The organism is Arthrobacter glycogeni (assembly GCF_054511155.1).
Map to the genome: position 1 here is coordinate 32,464 of NZ_JBTNDE010000015.1, position 19,631 is coordinate 52,094.

The 19,631-nt window shown below is 65.5% G+C and carries 16 protein-coding genes; 11 read left to right on the plus strand and 5 right to left on the minus strand.

Features of this window, described 5'->3' with window-relative positions; genetic code table 11:
• Positions 1-4: 4 nt before the first annotated feature.
• On the minus strand, positions 5-727 hold the full coding sequence (locus ACX80O_RS11490) for a type 1 glutamine amidotransferase (protein WP_459333528.1): 723 nt from the start codon (positions 725-727) through the stop codon (positions 5-7).
• Positions 727-1,998 (minus strand): Mur ligase family protein, encoded by a 1,272-nt coding sequence (locus ACX80O_RS11495; protein WP_459307771.1) that lies wholly within the window; start codon positions 1,996-1,998, stop codon positions 727-729. The genes ACX80O_RS11490 and ACX80O_RS11495 overlap by 1 nt, the downstream gene beginning before the upstream one ends.
• Before the next feature lie 69 nt (positions 1,999-2,067).
• Between ACX80O_RS11495 and pdxT the strand changes: the two genes are divergently transcribed.
• The 9 genes from pdxT to ACX80O_RS11540 all read left to right on the plus strand — a co-directional run bounded on the left by pdxT (position 2,068) and on the right by ACX80O_RS11540 (position 12,174).
• Entirely contained in the window at positions 2,068-2,784 is a 717-nt protein-coding gene (pdxT, locus tag ACX80O_RS11500; RefSeq protein ID WP_459333529.1) for a pyridoxal 5'-phosphate synthase glutaminase subunit PdxT, read from the plus strand.
• A complete protein-coding gene (locus ACX80O_RS11505; protein WP_459307769.1) occupies positions 2,768-3,526 on the plus strand; it encodes a YebC/PmpR family DNA-binding transcriptional regulator in 759 nt (252 codons plus the stop codon). The genes pdxT and ACX80O_RS11505 overlap by 17 nt, the downstream gene beginning before the upstream one ends.
• A 48-nt stretch (positions 3,527-3,574) precedes the next feature.
• Positions 3,575-4,147, plus strand: a complete 573-nt coding sequence (ruvC, locus tag ACX80O_RS11510) for a crossover junction endodeoxyribonuclease RuvC (RefSeq protein WP_459333530.1) — start codon at positions 3,575-3,577, stop codon at positions 4,145-4,147.
• 88 nt (positions 4,148-4,235) lie between these two features.
• Positions 4,236-4,862: a Holliday junction branch migration protein RuvA gene (gene ruvA / locus ACX80O_RS11515; RefSeq protein WP_459307767.1), complete on the plus strand. Its 627-nt coding sequence runs from the start codon at positions 4,236-4,238 to the stop codon at positions 4,860-4,862.
• Positions 4,862-6,022, plus strand: coding sequence for a Holliday junction branch migration DNA helicase RuvB (ruvB, locus tag ACX80O_RS11520; protein ID WP_459333531.1), 1,161 nt, complete (start codon positions 4,862-4,864; stop codon positions 6,020-6,022). The genes ruvA and ruvB overlap by 1 nt, the downstream gene beginning before the upstream one ends.
• 103 nt (positions 6,023-6,125) lie before the next feature.
• On the plus strand, positions 6,126-6,677 hold the full coding sequence (locus ACX80O_RS11525) for a preprotein translocase subunit YajC (RefSeq protein WP_459333532.1): 552 nt from the start codon (positions 6,126-6,128) through the stop codon (positions 6,675-6,677).
• Positions 6,678-6,766: 89 nt separating this feature from the next.
• Positions 6,767-8,506 (plus strand): protein translocase subunit SecD, encoded by a 1,740-nt coding sequence (gene secD, locus ACX80O_RS11530; RefSeq protein WP_459307764.1) that lies wholly within the window; start codon positions 6,767-6,769, stop codon positions 8,504-8,506.
• On the plus strand, positions 8,507-9,517 hold the full coding sequence (gene secF / locus ACX80O_RS11535; protein WP_459307763.1) for a protein translocase subunit SecF: 1,011 nt from the start codon (positions 8,507-8,509) through the stop codon (positions 9,515-9,517).
• A gap of 167 nt (positions 9,518-9,684) precedes the next feature.
• Complete coding sequence (locus ACX80O_RS11540; RefSeq protein ID WP_459333533.1) at positions 9,685-12,174, plus strand: RelA/SpoT family protein; 2,490 nt, start codon at positions 9,685-9,687, stop codon at positions 12,172-12,174.
• 8 nt (positions 12,175-12,182) lie between these two features.
• Here the strand turns inward: ACX80O_RS11540 and ACX80O_RS11545 are convergent, their stop codons facing one another.
• Entirely contained in the window at positions 12,183-12,812 is a 630-nt protein-coding gene (locus ACX80O_RS11545) for a hypothetical protein (protein ID WP_459333534.1), read from the minus strand.
• Positions 12,813-12,950: 138 nt separating this feature from the next.
• Positions 12,951-14,657: a DUF349 domain-containing protein gene (locus ACX80O_RS11550; RefSeq protein ID WP_459333535.1), complete on the minus strand. Its 1,707-nt coding sequence runs from the start codon at positions 14,655-14,657 to the stop codon at positions 12,951-12,953.
• A 434-nt stretch (positions 14,658-15,091) separates the two neighbouring features.
• On the opposite strand from ACX80O_RS11550, the gene hisS reads away from it, so the two are divergent.
• A complete protein-coding gene (gene hisS, locus ACX80O_RS11555) occupies positions 15,092-16,438 on the plus strand; it encodes a histidine--tRNA ligase (protein ID WP_459333536.1) in 1,347 nt (448 codons plus the stop codon).
• A gap of 21 nt (positions 16,439-16,459) precedes the next feature.
• Here hisS and ACX80O_RS11560 read toward each other — a convergent pair whose 3' ends face one another.
• Entirely contained in the window at positions 16,460-17,740 is a 1,281-nt protein-coding gene (locus ACX80O_RS11560) for an APC family permease (RefSeq protein WP_459333537.1), read from the minus strand.
• A 117-nt stretch (positions 17,741-17,857) separates the two neighbouring features.
• On the opposite strand from ACX80O_RS11560, the gene aspS reads away from it, so the two are divergent.
• Positions 17,858-19,624, plus strand: coding sequence for an aspartate--tRNA ligase (aspS, locus tag ACX80O_RS11565; protein ID WP_459333538.1), 1,767 nt, complete (start codon positions 17,858-17,860; stop codon positions 19,622-19,624).
• The last annotated feature ends 7 nt before the right edge of the window (positions 19,625-19,631 follow it).

Below are 19,631 nucleotides of genomic sequence, written 5' to 3' on the forward strand. Positions count from 1 at the left end.
CGCTCTAGCGTGGACGCGCTCCCGCGTGGCGGCGGGCCAGATCGGCGAGGCTGTCGTCGAGGACGCCCGGTTCGAAGGACCCGAACTTCCGTTCGGCGGCCTTTCGGAGCAGGAAATCGGCGATCGCCGGGTTTTTCGGCAGCAGCGATCCGTGGAGGTAGCTCGCGACGACGTTCAGGTGGCGTGCACCCTCGTGACCGTCGCTGGAGTTGTTGCCTGCCCCCTTGGTCACCATGCCCAGCGGCCTGACACCGGGCCCCAGCCGGGTCTGTCCGCTGTGGTTCTCATACCCGTGGATCTCGCCGAATTCTTCGCTCTCAGCCACCACGTTGCCGATGAGGCGCTCGTTGGTGCCGTGGGTTTCCAGGTCGAGGATCCCGATGCCGGGAATGACAGTGCCGTCATGGGTTCTGAAGAACTTTCCGAACAGTTGGTACAGTCCGCAAATGACCAGCATCGGCAGCCCGTCCTCGGCGAGCTGCCGCAGCCTCGGCGCGATGACCTGCAAATCCTGCTGGATGACCAGTTGGCCGCTGTCCTGCCCGCCGCCGCCAATAATCAGGTCGACGTCCGCCGGGAACTCGTCCCCGGCGGCGTGCTCAAGGATGGTGGCGGTGTACCCGTGCCAGGCGAGCCGCTGCTTCAGCACCAGGACGTTGCCCCAGTCGCCGTAGATGTTCATTTCCTTCGGATAGAGCTGCAGGATATTCAGGGTGCCTTTGGACATCAGGAAACCACCTCGACGGTTGTGATCTTGGAGAGGTCACGCCGGACCGCGAGCATCGCCGTATAGGTGCAGAAAATGCGTTTGGGCTGATCCGTCGCCGCGCTGATGAAGGACCGTAGCGCTGCTGTGGTGTCGGGTTCAACGGCGCGCACCTCGACGTCGTCGTACTTCAGCCGCAGCGCCATATCGTAGGCGCGGACCCCGCTGACCATGTCGACGCCAGCGAGCCCGAGGGAATCGAAGTCGACGTCCCAGAGCCAGGACATGTCACGGCCGTCGGCGTAGTTGTCGTTGATGGCGATCATCGTGGCGTAGCCGGCGGCGTCGAACGATTTCAGCCCCAGCCGGAACCCGCTGGGGTTCTTCACCAGCACCAGTTCCAGCGGTTTGCCGTCCACCACCAGCGACTCGCCGCGTCCGAAGGCCGGTTCCACGGTCGCGAGTGACGCGAACAGCGCCGCACGGTTGATGGTGTCACCGAGGACCACCCGGGCGGTGGCCAGCGCTGCCGCCGCGTTGAAAATGTTGTAGACCCCGCGCAGCCGCAGGTCGACGCTGGTCGACTCGCCGTCGGTCAGGAACGACGCCGAGTTCCCGTCGACGTGCTCCAGGATGACGTCGGCAGGAATGCTCGACGGGGGAGCGACGCCGATGTTGCCGCGCAGTTCGTCGTCGTTGGGGAAGGTGCTGCGCAGCGAGGAGTCAAGACCGAAGTAGGCGATGTCGGCAGTTGTCACAGTCGATGCGATACCCGCCACCCGTGGATCCTCGCGGTTCAGCACCACGGTGCCGGTGGTTCTCGCAGCAATTCGCTCGAGCAGGCGGGTGGTTTGGTCAATTTCACCGAACCGGTCCAGCTGGTCGCGGAGCACGTTGAGCAGCAGGCAGTGGGTGGGTGGCACCAGCTTCACGAAGTGGACTGCGTGTGCCTCATCCAGCTCCAGGACGGCGATGTCAGCCGTGAGCCTGCCCCGCCAGTTCACCTCGCCGAGCAAGGCTGCGGCGACGCCGCGGGTGAAGTTGCTGCCGGTGCGGTTGGTGAAGACCGTCAGGCCCTGACCCTGCAGTAGCTCGACCACCATCTTGGTGGTGGTGGTCTTCCCATTGGTTCCGCTGATCACTACCACGCCTTGCGGCAGGCCGCTGAGCGCCCGCCCCATGAATCCTGGATCAATTTTTTCGACCACCAGGCCCGGCAGCGCCGAGCCTCCGCCCCGCAGCCGCGAGACGCGACGCACAGCCTTGCCGACCAGCACACTAAAGGGGAACATGACACCTAACTTATCGCAGTCGGGGCGGCCGTTTCTCCCCAGCGCCGCGCCCCAACCTAGAATGGATGGATGACCACTTTTCCCGCACCGGACTCATCCGGTGTGCACGTCGGCGTGTTGGCCGTCCAGGGTGACGTGCGAGAACACATCAGCACGATCGAGTCCCTGGGGGGCCGTGCCAGTGCTATCCGCCGGCCAACCGAACTGGCCAGGCTGGACGGCCTGATTATCCCGGGCGGTGAATCCACTGCCATGGATAAACTCACCAGGGCTTTCGACCTGGCCGAACCGTTGCGTAAGCTGATCGGGTCCGGGCTGCCCGTCTACGGGTCATGCGCGGGCATGATCATGCTGGCCGATGCCATCGCCGATCCGGCGACAGACCAGCAGGGCTGCCCGCAGCAGACGCTGGGCGGGCTCGACATCGTAGTGCGCCGCAACGCATTCGGTAGGCAACGGGATTCCTTCGAGACTGACCTTGAGTTCTCGGGGCTGGCCCCTGACGATTCCGGCACCGTCCCGCCGGTGCGTGCCGTCTTCATTCGCGCACCCTGGGTTGAGCGGGTCGGGGACTCGGTTGAGGTGCTGGCCGCTGTGCCGGGACGGGCGCCTGGCACGGAACTGCAGCAACCGGAAACCCACCGGGTCGCTAGGATTGTTGCGGTGCGGTCGGGGAACCTCCTCGCCACCAGCTTTCATCCCGAGGTAACCGGGGAGCGGCGGATTCACCAATTGTTTATGCAGATGATCCTAAGGAGAACGGTAGATCATGTCGGGGCACTCTAAATGGGCAACCACCAAACACAAGAAGGCCGCGATTGATGCGAAGCGCGCCAAATCCTTTGCCAAGCTGATCAAGAACATCGAGGTCGCCTCCCGTGCGGGCGGTGCCGATCTGGCAGGCAACCCGGGGCTCGAGCTTGCGGTACAGAAGGCGAAGAAGACTTCGGTGCCGATCGACAATATTAACCGCGCAGTGAAGCGCGGCGCCGGTCTGCTGGGCGACGCCGTCGAATATCAGACCATCATGTATGAGGCCCGCGGCCCGCAGGGTTCAGCCCTGCTGATTGAGTGCCTCACCGACAACAAGAACCGCGCCGCCTCGGAGGTCCGGTTGGGGGTCACCCGCAACGGTGGATCGATGGCCGATCCAGGGTCCGTGGCCTACCTCTTCACCCGGAAGGGTGTGGTGACGCTGCCAGCCAGCGAGCTCACCGAGGACGATCTGTTGCTGGCAGTGCTCGACGCCGGTGCCGAGGAAGTCAAGGAGACTGCGGGACGCTTTGAGGTCATTTCCGAACCTCAGGATCTTCGCGCCGTGGTGGCGGGGCTTGAGGAAGCCGGCATCGACTACGACACCGACGAGGCTGAGTTCGTCCCGTCCATGCAGGTGGAGCTCGACGCCGACGGCGCCCGCAAGTTCATCCGCCTGGTCGACGCGCTGGAGGACCTCGACGACGTCCAGAACGTGTACTCCAACGCCGATCTTTCGGATGAGGTGCTGGCCGAACTGGATGGCGACGACTAACCCAGTGGCTACCCCTTCAGCCCCGCCGCAGCACCGCCGGGCCGTCGCATGACCCTGCGCGTCATGGGAGTCGACCCGGGCCTGACCCGGTGCGGGCTGGCCGTCGTCGACATTGAGCCCAACCGGCGGTCGACTCTCGTGGCCGTGGGGGTGGTGGGCACACCCGCCGACCAATTGCTGGACCGGCGGCTGCTCGTCATCTCCGATGCAGTCGATGAATGGCTCGACGCCCACTCACCCGACGTGCTCGCCGTCGAACGCGTGTTCAGCCAACTCAACGTGAGCACGGTGATGGGTACAGCCCAGGCCTCCGGCGTCGTCATGGTCGCGGCGGCCCGGCGCGGCATCCCGGTGGCCCTCCACACACCCACCGAGGTGAAGGCTGCAGTGACGGGCAACGGCCAGTCGGACAAGGCGGCGGTTACCAAGATGGTGACGAAGATTCTCCGACTCGACACGGCGCCCAAACCCGCCGACGCCGCCGATGCCCTTGCGCTGGCCATCACGCACGCCTGGCGGCAGGGGGTCGCCGCCAATCGCGCGTCGGCCCACGGCGGGACAGCGACGGCGGCGCAACGGATCTGGGCCGAGGCCGAGGCGAAAGCCCGACGACGCCGGTAACCCGACGGTGTGGCGCTCCGGAGAAAGTCCGAGAAGACCAGTACGCTGTTCGTAGATATGTTCGGATAGAAATTTTGGAGTAGCGCGCATGATCAGTTCCCTCCGCGGCACCGTTAGCCACGTTGGCCTCAACTCGGCCGTGCTGGACGTCAACGGGTTTGGTATGCAGATCCTTGCCACCCCGCAGACGCTTGCTACCCTCCGTACCGGGCAGGAAGCCCAGGTGTTCACCGCGATGATCGTCCGCGAGGATTCCATGACGCTCTTCGGGTTCGAGGAAGCCGATCAGCGTGAGGTGTTCGACACGCTCCTCGGCGTCAGCGGCGTCGGCCCCCGGCTGGCATTGGCGGTGCTGGCCGTGCACACGCCGGAGGCCATCCGGGTGGCCGCGTCGTCCGGCGACGACAAGGCGTTCAGCAGGGTGCCCGGCATCGGACCGAAGGGCGCCCGCCGGATTGTGCTGGAACTGGCTGACAAGCTAATTCCCCTGGGCACCACCGGGACGACGCCGAAGAATAGCTGGCAGGGACAGGTCCTGACAGCGATGATGGGGCTCGGTTGGTCGGAAAAGGACGCCACAGCCGCGATCGACGCAGCAACCGCCGAAGCACCCGAGGTGGCCGCGACGGGCGACGTCGGAGCCATCCTGAAGCTCACTCTGCGCAGGCTCGGCCAGGACGGTGCCCGGGCGTCAGCACGTAGCCGGGTCAGCTGATGGCCCGCGACGACGCAGCAACGGGGGAGGAGACCCCCGTGGTCGCACCCGCCGGTGACCCCGAGGACCGGGCGGTCGAGGCAGCGCTGCGCCCCAAGAACCTTGACGACTTTGTGGGGCAGCAGCGGGTCCGCCGACAGCTGTCGTTGGTGCTGGAAGCCTCACGGCTGCGCGGCAGGACGGCCGATCATGTGCTGTTGTCCGGCCCGCCGGGACTGGGCAAGACCACGCTGGCAATGATTATCGCCGCCGAGATGAACGCTCCGCTGCGGATCAGTTCCGGGCCGGCCATCCAGCACGCCGGCGACCTCGCAGCTATCCTCTCCTCACTCACCGACGGGGAGGTGCTGTTCCTCGACGAAATCCACCGCATGTCCCGGCCCGCCGAGGAAATGCTGTACATGGCGATGGAGGACTTCCGGGTCGACATCATTGTCGGCAAGGGTCCCGGAGCGACCGCGATCCCGCTGGACCTGCCGCCGTTTACCCTGGTGGGTGCCACTACGCGAGCCGGCCTGCTGCCCGGCCCGCTGCGTGACCGGTTCGGTTTCACCGGACACCTCGAGTTTTATTCGACGGCGGAGCTTGAGCTGGTGCTGCGCCGGTCGGCGATGCTGATGGATATGAAGGTGAATTCGGCTGCCTTTTCCGAGGTGGCCGGGCGGTCCCGCGGCACGCCCCGTATCGCCAACCGCCTGCTGCGCCGGGTCCGCGACTGGGCGCTGGTGCACGGCGTCGACCTGATCGACGCGCGCTGCGCCGGGGCGGCGCTGGACATGTATGAGGTGGACGCCAAGGGCCTTGATCGTCTCGACCGGGCGGTCCTGACCGCCCTGATCACCAAGTTCAACGGCGGTCCGGTGGGCTTGTCCACGCTGGCCATCGCCGTCGGCGAAGAGCCTGAGACTGTCGAGACGGTCGCTGAACCGTTCCTGGTGCGGGAAGGGATGCTCGGACGGACCCCCCGTGGCCGGATCGCCACCTGGGTGGCCTGGGACCACCTTGGCCTGGTCATGCCGGCCACTGTTGCTGCGGCCATGCCGGAAGACCTGTTCACCGTGCTGTCCGAAGAAGACACCCTGAGTGAGAACAACCTCGGTGACAGCAACCTTGGCAGCGACAACGACGAGGTAACAGAATGGGCCAACACCGAGGGGTAGGCGAGCCGGCAGGACGCGCACCATCACGTTTCCCTTTACACTGATATGACGTGCGGCACGTCAGGTGCGTGCGGATCCCAAGATATAGAAACGGAATCACCCTGTGTTCCCCACCCTTTTAGCCCAGTCTGCCGCCCAAGATCCAGGTTTTGACATTTTCAACCTGCTCCTGCCGTTGGCGCTCGGAGTATTGATCTTCATGATGTTCCGGAGGCAGCGGAAGACCCAGAAGACCATCAAGGAGCAGCGTACCCAAATGGTTCCCGGCACCGAAGTGATGACCAACTTCGGCCTCTTCGGCACCGTTATCTCACTCGATGAAGAAGCCAATAAGGCGCTCCTGCAGCTCGGTCCGGGCGCCACGGCCACGGTCCACATGCAGACCCTCACCAAGGTGGTTCAGCCCGAACCCGCCGATGACGACGACGAAACGCCAGCCGTCCCCGACGACGCTTCCTCGCTGACCAGCCACGGTGCGGACACCCCGGTCGCCGACTCCCGGACCACCGCCGCCCGGGCCGCCACTGTCGAAGGCCAGGATCAGCCCCGCCAGGACGAGGTACTTCCCGGCTCGGACCCTGAGCGACCTGCATCCCGTCCGGAGGACGAGCTCCGTCCGGACTATGACAACAAGCGGGACAACAAAGACAACTAGCGCCCGGGTGGGGCCAGCGTCGACGCGGCGTTGGCCCTACCGCTCTCAGATCCACCCCAGCGTGCGCTCTCGATAAAAGGAAATTCCACATGCCTCGTACCGGCCCAGGCACGGCAGCCAAACGGACCCTCGTTTGGCTCGGCGTTATGTTCGCTTTACTTGCGGTTCTCTTGGGCAGCGGGTCCGTCTGGAGCACCGCGAGCTGGAGCCCCAAACTGGCTCTTGACCTTGAGGGCGGAACCCAGATGATCCTGGCGCCGCAGGTACAGGGCGGCGGCGAAGAGATCACCGAAGAGCAGCTCGACCAGGCGGTCGAGATCATCAGGCAGCGCGTCGACGGCAGCGGTGTGGCCGAGGCCGAAATCAACACCGAGTCGGGCCGCAACGTCATTGTTTCACTGCCCGGCATCCCCGACGCCGAGACCCGTGAGTTGATCCAGGCATCCGCGCAAATGGAATTCCGTCCAGTCCTATTCGGCGGCGCGGGGCAAGCGCCTGCGGCTGAGACGCCGACCCCCGAGGAGGAACTGCCCGTCCCCACCGCCGAACCCACCGACGCCAGCGATCCAAACTGGATCACCGGCGAGGTTCTCTCCGAATTTGAAGCCCTGGACTGCACCTCCCCTGAGGCACTCCAACCGGCTGAGGAAGCGGCACCAGCCGACGAGCCGCTGGTTGCCTGCGAGCCGGGCACCCAGGGTAAGTACATCCTCGGGCCGGTGGAGGTGCCGGGCACCGACATCGACACAGCCGACTTCGGCATGCAGCGCAGCCCCCAGGGTCAGTCGCTTAACACCTGGGCCGTCAACATCCAGTTCAACGCCGAAGGCAGTGAAATCTTCCGCGGAGTCACTGAACGGTTGTTCGCTTTCGGGGAGGGCGATCCGCGGAACCAGTTCGCCATTGTGCTCGACGGAACCATCATCTCCGCCCCCACCACCAACGTGGTGATCCCCAACGGCCAGCCCTCCATCAGTGGCAGCTTCACCGAAGAGTCGGCAGCAGCATTGGCCGAACAGCTGAAGTACGGCGCTCTTCCCATCAGCTTCGAGATCCAGAGCGAACAGCAGATATCGGCGACCCTGGGAGCCGACCAGCTCCGGCTGGGGCTCATCGCCGGCATCATCGGCCTCATCCTGGTGGCCGTCTACTCAATCTTCCAGTACCGGATGCTGGGGCTGGTCACGATCACCTCCCTCGTCGTCGCCGGTCTGCTGACCTACCTGGCCATCTGTATTCTCGGTTGGACCGAGAATTACCGCCTGTCCCTGGCGGGCGTTGCGGGCCTGATCGTAGCGATCGGGCAGACCGCCGACTCCTTCATCGTCTACTTCGAACGAATTCGCGATGAGCTCAGGGACGGTCGCGGCCTGGTATCTGCAGTCGAGAACGGCTGGCGCAGGGCAAAACGCACGGTCCTGGCCTCAAAGGCAGTCAACCTGCTCGCCGCCGTCGTGCTGTACTTCGTGGCGGTGGGTAACGTGCGCGGGTTCGCCTTCACCCTCGGCCTGACCGCCGTCGCCGACCTGATCGTGGTCTTCCTGTTCACCCAGCCGGTCATGCGGCTGCTGGCCAAGACCAAGTTCTTCGGGGAAGGACACCGGTTCTCGGGTCTCGATCCGAAGAAGCTCGGCGTCATGCCGCTGTACCGTGGCGCAGGCAGGATCCGGATGCCCTCGGCCACCCCCGAGATGGCTGCCGCCGGCCGCACCAAGAACAAGGCAGTGTCAGGCGAAATCGCCCGGCGCACCACTATCGCAGAGCGGCGGCTGGCCGAACAAAAAGCTCTTGCCGCGCGCAGCAATGGCACCGAAGAGAAGGACAAGTAAATGCGGGGCTTCAGCTTTGCCAAGTTTGGCAACGACCTCTACTCGGGCAAACGGTCCTACCCCTTCGTGGGGAAGCGCAAACTGTGGTTCACCATTGCAGCGGTAGCTGTCCTGGTGTCCATCCTGATCCCTGTGGTCAAAGGCGGGTTCAACCTCGGGATCGACTTCCGCGGTGGGTCCGAGTTCACCGTGTCCAGCGTTGAGAACACCGACGTCGCGCTTGGCGAGCGGGCAGTCACCGACGTCGTCGCCGACGCTGTTCCGAGCGTCACGAACATCGCCCCGCAGACGATGCGCATCCAGACCGAGCGCCTCTCCGACGACGAAACGCTCAGCGTCAGGGATTCGCTAATCGGCGCCTACGACGTCACAGCCGAGGAAGTCACCTCCACCTTCGTGGGGCCGACTTGGGGTGAGGACGTCAGTCGTCAGGCGCTCATCGGGCTGGTGGTCTTCGTCGCCCTTGCCGCGGTGCTGATGGCCGTCTACTTCAGGACCTGGAAGATGTCCGTCGCAGCACTCGCCGCTCTGGTGGTGGTGATGACCGTGACAGCCGGTCTGTACGCGCTGAGCGACTTTGAGGTCACCCCGTCAGCGGTGATCGGCTTCCTCACGGTGCTCAGCTACTCGCTCTACGACACGGTCGTGGTCTTCGACAAGGTCAGAGAGAACACCGCGGACCTAGATGTTTCAACGAAGCGGACGTTCGCCGAGCAGGTCAACCTTGCGGTCAACCAGACTCTGGTCCGCTCCATCAACACCTCGGTGGTGGCCGTGCTGCCGGTCGCCTCTATCCTTTTCATCGGGGCGCTGCTCCTCGGAGCGGGCACCCTGCGGGACCTCTCCCTCGCTCTCTTCATCGGCATCATCATGGGCACCATCACCACCCTCTTCGTGGCGGCGCCGATGTACGCATGGCTGCGGATGCGGGAACCAGACATCAAACGCCAGGAGAAGCGGGTGCTCCAGCGCAGGTCGGTTGAAGCGGCGGAGACCGTCCCGGCGACCTAATTGGCGCCGTGCGTCTCAGACCATGACCGACCGTGTCCTGGACCCCTGTGGGGTTCAGGACACAGTCGTTTCCAGGCCCGGTCCGTCCGCCCCCGGAGAAGTGTGCACGACGGTTTGGTTTGCACGTCTAGACTTAAGGATGCACGCCGGAGAAGTGGCGTGGTGTAATGCCCGTCAGCCGTCTGGCGGGTGAGGAATCGGAGTGGTACGTGGCAGAAGCCAGTGGTCCAGCAGAGCGGGCAGACACGGATAGCCGTGAGCAGCGTCCCGGCGCCACCTCGCGCCCGTCAACCGCGCAGCTCGAACAGGTGCCAGCACCCCCGGCGGCCACCCCACCGGTCCGCAGCGACGCTGCGGCAGCGTCGCCGTCGTCGGCCCCCTCAGCGGGCAGCGCCGACCATAGCGCACTGCCAGAGCGGAAAGTCCGCCCCCGATCCCGACTGGCACGGCTGACGGGCAGGGGAGCGCCCGGGTACTCGCCGGTACTCGAACCGCTGCTCCGCACGGTCAGGGCCAACAACCCCAAAGAGGACCTGGACCTCATCCAGCGGGCGTACCTGGTTGCCGAGCGTAGCCATGACGGCCAGAAACGGAAAAGCGGCGACCCGTATATCACCCATCCGGTCGCCGTCGCGACCATCCTCGCCGAGTTGGGGATGACCGGCACCACCCTCGCCGCCGCACTGCTGCACGACACCGTTGAGGACACCTCGTGCACCCTCGACGACATCAAACGGGACTTCGGCGCCGAAGTGGCGATGCTGGTGGACGGGGTGACCAAACTGGACAAGGTGTCCTTCGGGGACGCCGCGCAAGCGGAGACAGTCCGCAAGATGGTCGTCGCCATGGCCAAGGACATCAGGGTGCTGGTGATCAAACTTGCCGACCGGCTCCACAACGCGCGGACGTGGCGGTTTGTCTCACCCGAGTCGTCGGCCAGGAAAGCACGCGAAACCCTCGAGATTTTCGCCCCGCTGGCCCACCGGCTCGGGATGAACACCATCAAGTGGGAGCTCGAGGATCTGTCCTTCGCTGCGCTGCACCCGAAGGTTTACGAAGAGATTGTGCGGATGGTGGGTGATCGCACCCCCGAGCGTGAGAAGCACCTGTCGGTGGTGCGCACCCAAATCGGTGAGGACCTCCGGTCGGTCAGGATCAAGGCCGCCATCACCGGGCGACCAAAGCACTACTACTCGATCTATCAAAAAATGATTGTCCGCGGCAAGGACTTCGACGATATCCACGACCTGATGGGGATCCGGGTCCTGGTGGATAGTGTCAGGGACTGCTACGCCACGCTCGGGCAACTGCACGCCCGCTGGAACCCGCTCCCGGGCCGGTTCAAAGACTACATAGCGATGCCCAAGTTCAACATGTACCAGTCGTTGCACACCACGGTCATCGGGCCGGGTGGGCGTCCCGTGGAAATCCAGATCCGGACCCACGACATGCACCGCCGTGCCGAGTACGGTGTGGCAGCGCACTGGAAGTATAAGGGCATCGGGGCGAAAGTCGGTGACGGACCCGACAACAGCGACATGGGCTGGTTGCGGAGCCTCGTCGACTGGCAGCAGGAGACCTCTGACCCCGATGAGTTCCTGGATTCACTTCGCTTCGAGATCAACGCGCGGGAAGTCTTCGTGTTTACCCCCAAAGGCGAGGTGATGGCGTTGCCGTTCGGCTCGACGCCGGTCGACTTCGCCTACGCCGTGCACACCGAGGTGGGCCACCGAACCATCGGCGCGCGGGTCAACGGCAAGCTGATCCCCTTGAACAGCGAGCTCAACCACGGTGACTGGGTGGAGATTTTCACCTCAAAGGCCGAGGGCGCCGGGCCAAGCCAGGATTGGCAGGGTTTCGTCAAGAGCCCGCGGGCTCGCAACAAGATCCGGCAATGGTTCACCAAGGAACGCCGCGAAGAGGCGATTGAGAAGGGCAAGGAACTGCTCACGCGTGCCATGCGTAAGCAGAACCTGCCGCTGCAGCGCATGATGACCCATGATGCGCTGATGGCCGTCGCCCAGGAACTCCGGCACGCCGACATTGCCGCCCTGTACGCCGCCGTCGGGGATGGGCATTCCTCGGCGCAGAACGTGATCGAACACCTTGTTGCACTGATGGGCGGCAATGAGGGCGCCGAAGAGAGCCTCGCCGAATCAACGGTTGCCACCACCCCCCGCCGGCCCAAGTTCTCCGACTCGGGGGTGACAGTGCGTGGGGTTGGGGACGTCTGGGTCAAGATTGCCCGTTGTTGCACACCGGTCCCACCGGATCCGATCGTCGGGTTTGTCACCCGCGGTTCGGGTGTCTCGGTGCACCGGACTGATTGCCGCAACGTTGAGGAGTTGCGCGACCAGCCGGACCGGATTGTCGAGGTCGAATGGGCGCCCACCCAGTCCAGCGTGTTCCTGGTTGAAATCCAGGTCGAGGCGCTTGACCGCAAGAGCTTGCTCTCCGACGTCACCCGGGTCCTGTCGGAAAACCACGTCAATATTCTCGCCGCGAGCGTCAACACCTCAACGGACCGGGTTGCGTTGTCGCGGTTCGCCTTCGAAATGGGCGACCCGAAGTATCTGACCCACATCCTCAACGCCGTGCGTCGAATCGACGGCGTATTCGATGTCTATCGCACCACCGGGGCCCAGCGGAGGCTGTAGCTGAGTTGTTAGTCCTGCCCCGAATGCATGGCTGTCTGTAGGCGAGCCAGGGCGCGGTTCTTACCGGGAACACGACGAGTTGCCTCAAGGGCCCTGACTACCAGAACCAGATCGCAGCCCAGCGACGGCTGGGTGGCCAGTCTAATGAGGCTTGGCAGCGCCCACGATTCGTGACCGTGAACCGCAACGTCCAGTGCAGTCCTGAGGGGTGAGGTGACACCCACCCCACCCAGCACCCTGACGTCGCGGGGACCCAATGCCACCTGATGCATCAGGGCGTCACTGAAGGGTGGCAGGGCGGTCGTTCGACGCCGATGGTCGGTCACCAGATTGACCGTGCCGGGTAGGCTGGCGCAGCCGTACACCCAGGCAGCGCTCTGGCGGGCAAGGGCCACCTTCGGACGCAGCGGTTCCGGGACGCACAGGATTGCTGATTGTGCGCGGGAGACCGGATCGAGATGGAGGTCGGCACGCGCATACGACTCCCCACACACCCGGTGGAGCAGGCCATCGTTGCACATGGCCTGCAGCTCAACCGTGCTGAAGATGTCGTTGGCACGAAACAGGAGACCGCCGGTTGAGGTGACCGGCTCTGCCCTGTCCATTGCGGGGGTCGCGCCCTGCAGGTGTTGGGACATAGCACTAGCATTCCGACTTGCCCAGCAAAGCGAAAGCCCCGGTGTCCGGATGTGGATAACTCAAAGCCCGGCCAACCAGACTCTGGTCAACCGGGCTTCAGCGCATCGTCCTGACCCGTGGGTCCTCGGGAAAATATCCTAGGAGAAGTCCTTCGCCGACTTGCGGAGCATCTCCAGCCACTGCTCGCGGGCCGTCAAGGCCTCCCCGGCAGCGGCAATACGCTTCGCGTCGCCGGCCTTCTGGGCGGCACCCAGATCGTCCTGAAGTGCTGCGATGGTGGCTTCGAGCTGGCTCAGCGCGCTGTTGGTGCGGGCCTGAGTCTCCGGGTTGGTCCGCTCCCAGTGGGCGTCGTCAGCGGACTTGACTGCGTCCTCAACCTCACGGATACCAGCCTCGATGCGGCCCATGTCGGAGCGCGGCACCTTGCCGGCCTCCTCCCAGCGGTCGCGGATGGACTGCAGCGACTTCTTCGCCGCGGCAAGGTTCTTGATCGGCAACAGCTGACGAGCTTCCGCCAACAAGGCTTCCTTGACCACCAGGTTGGCTCCGTACTCCTCGTCGATCGCCTCGTTGGTGGCCTTCCTCGCGGTGAAGAACCGGTCCTGGGCGGCCCGGAAGCGGGCCCAGAGGGCGTCGTCGTCCTTGCGGCTGGCCCGTTTGGAGGCCTTCCACTCGTCCATCAGCCGGCGGTACTCGCCGGCGGTGTGGCCCCAATCGGTGGAGGTGGACAGCGCCTCGGCCTGCTGGATGAGGGATTCCTTCGCCTGCTTGGCTGAGGCGTTGTCGGTGTCCAGCTGGGAGAAGTAGGCGCGGCGATGACGGTCGAAAATGGTGCGCGCCGCGCGGAACCGCTTCCACAACCCGTCCTCGGTGCCGCGGCCAAGACGGATGCCGTTCTTCTGGGCGGCCTTCCAGGTCTCGAACAACTCGTTCATCCTGGTGCTGCTGGCCTTCCACTGGACGGTGGAAGGGTCGCGGCCGGCGATCTCCTCAGCTTCGGCAACAATCGCCTCGCGGGCCGCCAACTCGGCGGTCTTCAACGCATCCTGGACGGCTTTCTCGGCGGTAACGAGTTCGGAGATCGAGCCGGTCAGGGCGTCAAGCCGGGTTTCGAGCGCCAGCACGTCGCCGACCATTTTCTTCTCGGCCACCTGTTCCCGCAGGTGATCCGCCGTCTTCTGCATGTCAGCCGACGGCGCCTTTGCCTGCACCCGCTGCTCAAGGAGCACAATCTGGCTGGCCACGTCGTCGTACTTCCTGACGAAGTAGGCAAGCGCCTCATCCTTCGACGCATCCGGGTACTGCCCAACAGCGTGCTCCTCGCCGTTGACGATCAGAAACACATGGCCGTCCTCCTCGACGCGGGCGAACCTGGCCGCCTCGCTAAGGGAAGTGCTGTGCGCTGGGGGAGCGGCGACTGGGGATCCGGGTTTGCCAGCGGGCCTCCCGCCGGGCTTGGCCCCGGGACGCGGTGCCATCGCGCCGGGGGTCGGGGCAGCGGGAGCCGGGGTAGCAGCGGGGGTCGGGGCGGCGCCGGGGGTCGTGCTCGGGTGGGGCACGGGGCGGTCGGCCAGAGGGGTCGACTCAGGAGCCGGGGTCTCTTCAGTTGCTGCGGTCTCGGCGGCTTCTGCCGCCGGTTCAGCTGGCTTGGGCTCGACTACCGCGGCTTCTGCCGCCGGTTCAGCTGGCTTGGGCTCGACTACCGCGGCTTCTGCCGCCGGTTCAGCTGGCTTGGGCTCGACTACCGCGGCTTCTGCCGCCGGTTCAGGGACTGTGGGGGCTACCTCGTCGCCTGACGTTTCGTCGCCACGGGGTGTTTCGTCGGATTGCTGACTTTGTGTCACCGCTAGAAGTCTTTCGCTCGTTGGTTTGCCTGCTACCTCGCGGCAACTAGTTCAGGGCTCCTGAGTCTATCGTCACAGCACTGGCCGGGGGACCGTTCTCTCTCGTCTACCGGCTCCTGCTTTGCGTCCCGGTGCTGCGCAGCCTAAAAGGTTACTTTACGCATAAGGGTTCGGCAGCGGAATTTCGTAGCGCTCACCGTGGACCGAGTGCGCCCGCCACGGACCGACTGCTGCGGTGAGCAACCCGGACTGGCGGGGTCAACCTCGACCGCGGAGCGGGAAAAGCTGCTCACCGATACCCAGGTTGACCACCGTGGGCGGCGAAGGTGGCGACCGGGGAAGGGACGAAGCGTTTCGCGTGGGTCCACCCCAGCCCCTAAAATGAATGCCGCACCAGTCACCCGAAAGCTACGTACTGCAAGGAGCTCAGCCGTATGGCACGCAAGGCCTCACTGTCAGGTTTCCCAGAATGGCTGCCGGAGGAGCGACTGGTGGAGCTGCATGTGCTGGACACGCTGCGCAAGACGTTCGAACTGCACGGCTTCTCCAACATTGAGACCCGCGCTGTCGAGACGGTGTCCCACCTGCTACGCAAGGGCGACATCGACAAAGAGGTCTACGCCGTTTCCCGACTGCAGGCCGACGACGACGGCGGCCGCGCGCCCAGTGCCGGCGACGGCCTTGCCCTCCACTATGACCTCACAGTCCCGTTCGCACGCTACGTGGTCGAAAACTCGGGGCACCTCGCCTTCCCCTTCCGGCGCTACCAGATCCAGAAGTGCTGGCGCGGCGAGCGCCCGCAGGATGGCCGGTTCCGCGAGTTCACCCAGGCGGACATCGATGTGGTGGGCGACGGCGTCCTCCCGTTCCGGTACGACGTCGAACTCGCCCTCGTGGTGGTCGATGCCCTGTCCGCCCTCCCCATCCCCGACTTCACCGTGCGCGTCAACAACCGGAAGCTGGCCGAGGGATTCTACCGGGGGATCGGCCTTGAGGACACCGCTGGTGTGCTGCGGAGCATCGACAAACTGGAGAAGATCGGCGCCGAGAAGGTGACCGCGCTCCTTGAGACCGAACTTGGTGCCACCGCCGAGCAGGCAGCACTTGCCCTCCGCCTCGCCTCTATCCGCACCACTGACGTGGCGTTCGTCGACCAGGTCCGCGCCCTCGGGGTGACCCACCCACTGCTCGAAGAGGGCCTCGGGGAGCTGGAGCAGGTCATCGCCGAGGCCTCCAAGCGCGCCCCGGGCCGGGTCGTGGCGGACCTCAGCATCGCCCGCGGCCTCGACTACTACACCGGCACCGTCTATGAGACCGTACTCAACGGGCACGAGTCGTTGGGCTCCATCTGCTCCGGCGGCCGCTATGACAGCCTGGCCGCCAAGGGCAACCGCACCTTCCCCGGCGTCGGCCTCTCCATTGGGGTTACCCGGCTGGTGTCGCGGATCCTCAGCCAGGGCTTCACCGCGGTCTCCCGCCAGGTCCCCACCGCCGTCCTGATCTCGCTCACCGATGACAGTTCGTGGTCCGCCGCGCAGGACATTGCCGCGTCGCTGCGTGGCCGGGGCATCTCCGCCGAGGTGGCAGCCTCGGCCGAGAAGTTCGGCAAGCAGATCAAGTTCGCTGATCGGCGTGGCATCCCGTTTATCTGGTTCACGGCCGAGGACGGGACGCACGAGGTCAAGGACCTCAGAACCGGTACCCAGGAGCCAACCGACCCTGACACCTGGTCCCCTCCGGCTGCCGACCGGGTGCCGAGGGTGCTGCGTTCAGAGGGCTAGCCGACGCCCGCGCACCAAAGCTCAGGCCCGTCGTCGTCGCACATTGACGACGACGGCGCGGCCGAGCACCCCGGCGGTCAGGACCGCGAGCATGGTCAGCACCGACGACGCCGGGAGGGTCAGGGCCAGCAGCACGCACCCGGCGAAGCCGACCACGTTCAGCGCCCGCGGCGAATGCCACGGCCGGTCCGTCAGCGTGAACGCTGACAGGTTGGTGATCGCATAGTAGATCAGCACCCCGAAGCTGGAGAAGCCCACCACCGTGAGCACATTGGTGGCCAGAAGTAAGCCAATGACGACGACGGCGGTCGCCAGGTCCGCGGCATAGGGAACTCCGAAGCGCTGCCAGATACTGGCAAGCACTCGGGGCAGGTCGCCCTCCCGCGCCATGGCCAGGGTGGTCCTGCCCACCCCGGCGATGAGGGCCAGTAGGGCTCCGAGGCTGGCTAGCGCCGCCGCCACGGTGACCGCCGCCGTCGGGACCCCTGACGTTGAGGCAGCGAACACCTCGAGGAGTGGTGCGGGGGACCCGGCCAGCGTCGTCGGGCCGAGCGCGGAGAGCAGCCCAAACGAGAGCAGCAAATACAGTACCAGCGTGAAGCCGAGTGATCCGAAGATCGCTGCCGGGATGGTGCGTTGCGGCTCGCGCACCTCTTCGCCCATGGTGGCCAACCGCGCATACCCGGCAAAGGCGAAGAACAGCAGCCCAGACGCCTGCAGCACCCCGAGCCAGGTGGTGGGCAGGGGGATCGGGTCGGACGGGGCGGGAGCGGCGAAGGCGGCGACCACCACGAACGCCAGGACCGGAACCACCAGAGACACGATGATCCGGGTCATCAGGGCGGTTCGGCTGACGCCTAGCAGATTCACTACCGTCAGACCCACGACCGCGGCAACCGCTGCGGCGGTCTCGAAGCCCGGGGCGGCGTATAGGCCAAAGGTCAGGGCCATCGCGGCGCAGGAGGCGGTCTTACCGGAGACAAAACTCCAGCCAGCGACAAATCCCGGCCAGGGACCGAGCTGACGACGCCCGTAGACGTACGTGCCGCCACTCTGCGGATGCACCGCAGCGAGCTGCGCCGAGGCCGCCGCGTTACAGTACGCGACGAAACCGGCGATCGCCACGGCCAGGGGGAGCCAACTCCCGGCGGCCGCGGCTGCCGGGGCAAACACCACAAACACCCCGGCGCCGATCATGGAGCCGATCCCCACGGTGGTGGCGTCGAAGCCGCCCAGCTGCCGCCGAAGTCCCGGTGGATCAGTGGGAGGCGGATTGTTCCCTGCCGGATTAGGCGGTGCCATCTGTGGTCCCCTGCCGTGGCGGGTGGGTTCCGGTATCACCGGTAAACTCGAACGAGACGATCTTTTCATACGCGGGTAGCCCATCGATGCCCCGCACCTCCACCCGGAAGGAATGCTGTGCTGCGCACACATGACCTCGGTTCACTACGGACTGAGCACATTGGACACACCGTCACCCTGGCAGGCTGGGTAGCCCGCCGCCGAGATCACGGCGGGGTAGCATTCCTTGACCTGCGCGACGCTTCAGGCTTCGCCCAGGTCGTCGTCCGGGAAGAGGAAGTGTTTCACGGCCTGCGCAATGAATACGTCCTGCAGATCACCGGCACCGTCGAGAAGCGGCCCGAGGGCAACGAGAACCCAGCGCTGGCCACCGGTGGCATCGAAGTCATCGCCGAGACGGTGACCATCCTGAACACCTCCGACCCGCTTCCCTTCCAGATCGACGAGCATGTCGAGGTGGGCGAGGAAGCCCGCCTGAAGCACCGCTACCTGGATCTGCGCCGGCCCGCGCCGAACGCCAACCTCCGGCTGCGCTCCGAAGCGAACCGGGTGGCGCGCGAACTGCTGCATCAGGACGGGTTCGTCGAGATTGAGACCCCCACCCTCACCCGGTCGACCCCCGAGGGCGCCCGCGACTTCGTGGTGCCAGCCCGTCTGGCCCCCGGCTCCTGGTATGCCCTGCCCCAGTCACCGCAACTGTTCAAGCAACTCCTTCAGGTCGGCGGCTTCGAAAAGTACTATCAGATTGCCCGCTGCTACCGCGATGAGGACTTCCGCGCGGACCGCCAGCCCGAGTTCACGCAGCTCGACATCGAAGCCAGCTTCGTCGAGCAGGACGACGTCATCGCCCTCGGCGAGAGCCTGGTCAAGGCGCTCTGGCAGCTGATCGACGTCGAGATCCCCACCCCGATCCAGCGGATGACCTACGCCGACGCCATGGCCCGGTTCGGCTCCGACAAGCCCGACCTGCGCTTCGGCCTGGAGCTGACCGAGCTCACCGACTTCTTCAAGGACACCGATTTTGGCGTGTTCAAGGCACCCTACGTCGGCGCCGTCGTAATGCCCGGCGGGGCCTCCCAGCCGCGCCGCCAGCTTGACGCCTGGCAGGAATGGGCCAAGCAGCGCGGCGCGAAGGGCCTCGCCTACGTCCTCGTCGACGACGACGGCAGTCTCCGCGGGCCCGTCGCCAAGAACCTCACCGACACCGAGCGCGACGGCCTGCCCTCCGCCGTCGGCGCCAACCCTGGCGACTGCATTTTCTTCGCCGCCGGGGAGAAGACCCCGTCCCGCGCACTGCTCGGCGCGGCACGCGTCGAGATCGGCCACCGCACCGGTCTGATCGACCCAAAGGCCTGGGCGTTCGTCTGGGTGGTCGATGCACCGATGTTCGAACCGGCGTCGGCGGCCGTCGCAGCCGGCGACGTGGCGGTTGGCGGGGGAGCGTGGACGGCTGTGCACCACGCCTTCACCTCGCCCAAGCCCGAGTACCAGGATACTTTCGACAAGGATCCGGAGACCGCGCTGGCCTACGCGTACGACATTGTCTGTAACGGCAACGAGATTGGTGGCGGCTCGATCCGTATCCACCAGCGCGATGTGCAGGAACGCGTGTTCTCGGTCATGGGCATCAGCAAGGATGACGCGCAGGAGAAGTTTGGGTTCCTGCTCGAAGGGTTCAAGTACGGCGCGCCCCCTCACGGCGGCATCGCATTCGGCTGGGACCGCGTCGTCGCGCTGATGGCCGGCACCGAGTCCATCCGCGACGTCATCGCGTTCCCGAAGTCCGGCGGCGGCTTCGACCCGCTGACCGCGGCGCCCGCCCCGATCACCGCGCAGCAGCGCAGGGAAGCCGGGGTGGACTTCACGCCGGAGAAGAAGAACTAAGGGCTCC

Excerpts from the sequence above, each read along its gene's own strand:
- ruvC (WP_459333530.1), top strand. The coding sequence starts at position 3,575 with ATGACCCTGCGCGTCATGGGAGTCGACCCGGGCCTGACCCGGTGCGGG.
- ACX80O_RS11490 (WP_459333528.1), bottom strand. The coding sequence starts at position 727 with ATGTCCAAAGGCACCCTGAATATCCTGCAGCTCTATCCGAAGGAAATG.
- ruvA (WP_459307767.1), top strand. The coding sequence starts at position 4,236 with ATGATCAGTTCCCTCCGCGGCACCGTTAGCCACGTTGGCCTCAACTCG.
- secF (WP_459307763.1), top strand. The coding sequence starts at position 8,507 with ATGCGGGGCTTCAGCTTTGCCAAGTTTGGCAACGACCTCTACTCGGGC.
- ACX80O_RS11545 (WP_459333534.1), bottom strand. The coding sequence starts at position 12,812 with ATGTCCCAACACCTGCAGGGCGCGACCCCCGCAATGGACAGGGCAGAG.
- secD (WP_459307764.1), top strand. The coding sequence starts at position 6,767 with ATGCCTCGTACCGGCCCAGGCACGGCAGCCAAACGGACCCTCGTTTGG.
- pdxT (WP_459333529.1), top strand. The coding sequence starts at position 2,068 with ATGACCACTTTTCCCGCACCGGACTCATCCGGTGTGCACGTCGGCGTG.
- ruvB (WP_459333531.1), top strand. The coding sequence starts at position 4,862 with ATGGCCCGCGACGACGCAGCAACGGGGGAGGAGACCCCCGTGGTCGCA.
- ACX80O_RS11560 (WP_459333537.1), bottom strand. The coding sequence starts at position 17,740 with ATGGCACCGCCTAATCCGGCAGGGAACAATCCGCCTCCCACTGATCCA.
- ACX80O_RS11495 (WP_459307771.1), bottom strand. The coding sequence starts at position 1,998 with ATGTTCCCCTTTAGTGTGCTGGTCGGCAAGGCTGTGCGTCGCGTCTCG.
- hisS (WP_459333536.1), top strand. The coding sequence starts at position 15,092 with ATGGCACGCAAGGCCTCACTGTCAGGTTTCCCAGAATGGCTGCCGGAG.
- ACX80O_RS11540 (WP_459333533.1), top strand. The coding sequence starts at position 9,685 with ATGCCCGTCAGCCGTCTGGCGGGTGAGGAATCGGAGTGGTACGTGGCA.
- ACX80O_RS11505 (WP_459307769.1), top strand. The coding sequence starts at position 2,768 with ATGTCGGGGCACTCTAAATGGGCAACCACCAAACACAAGAAGGCCGCG.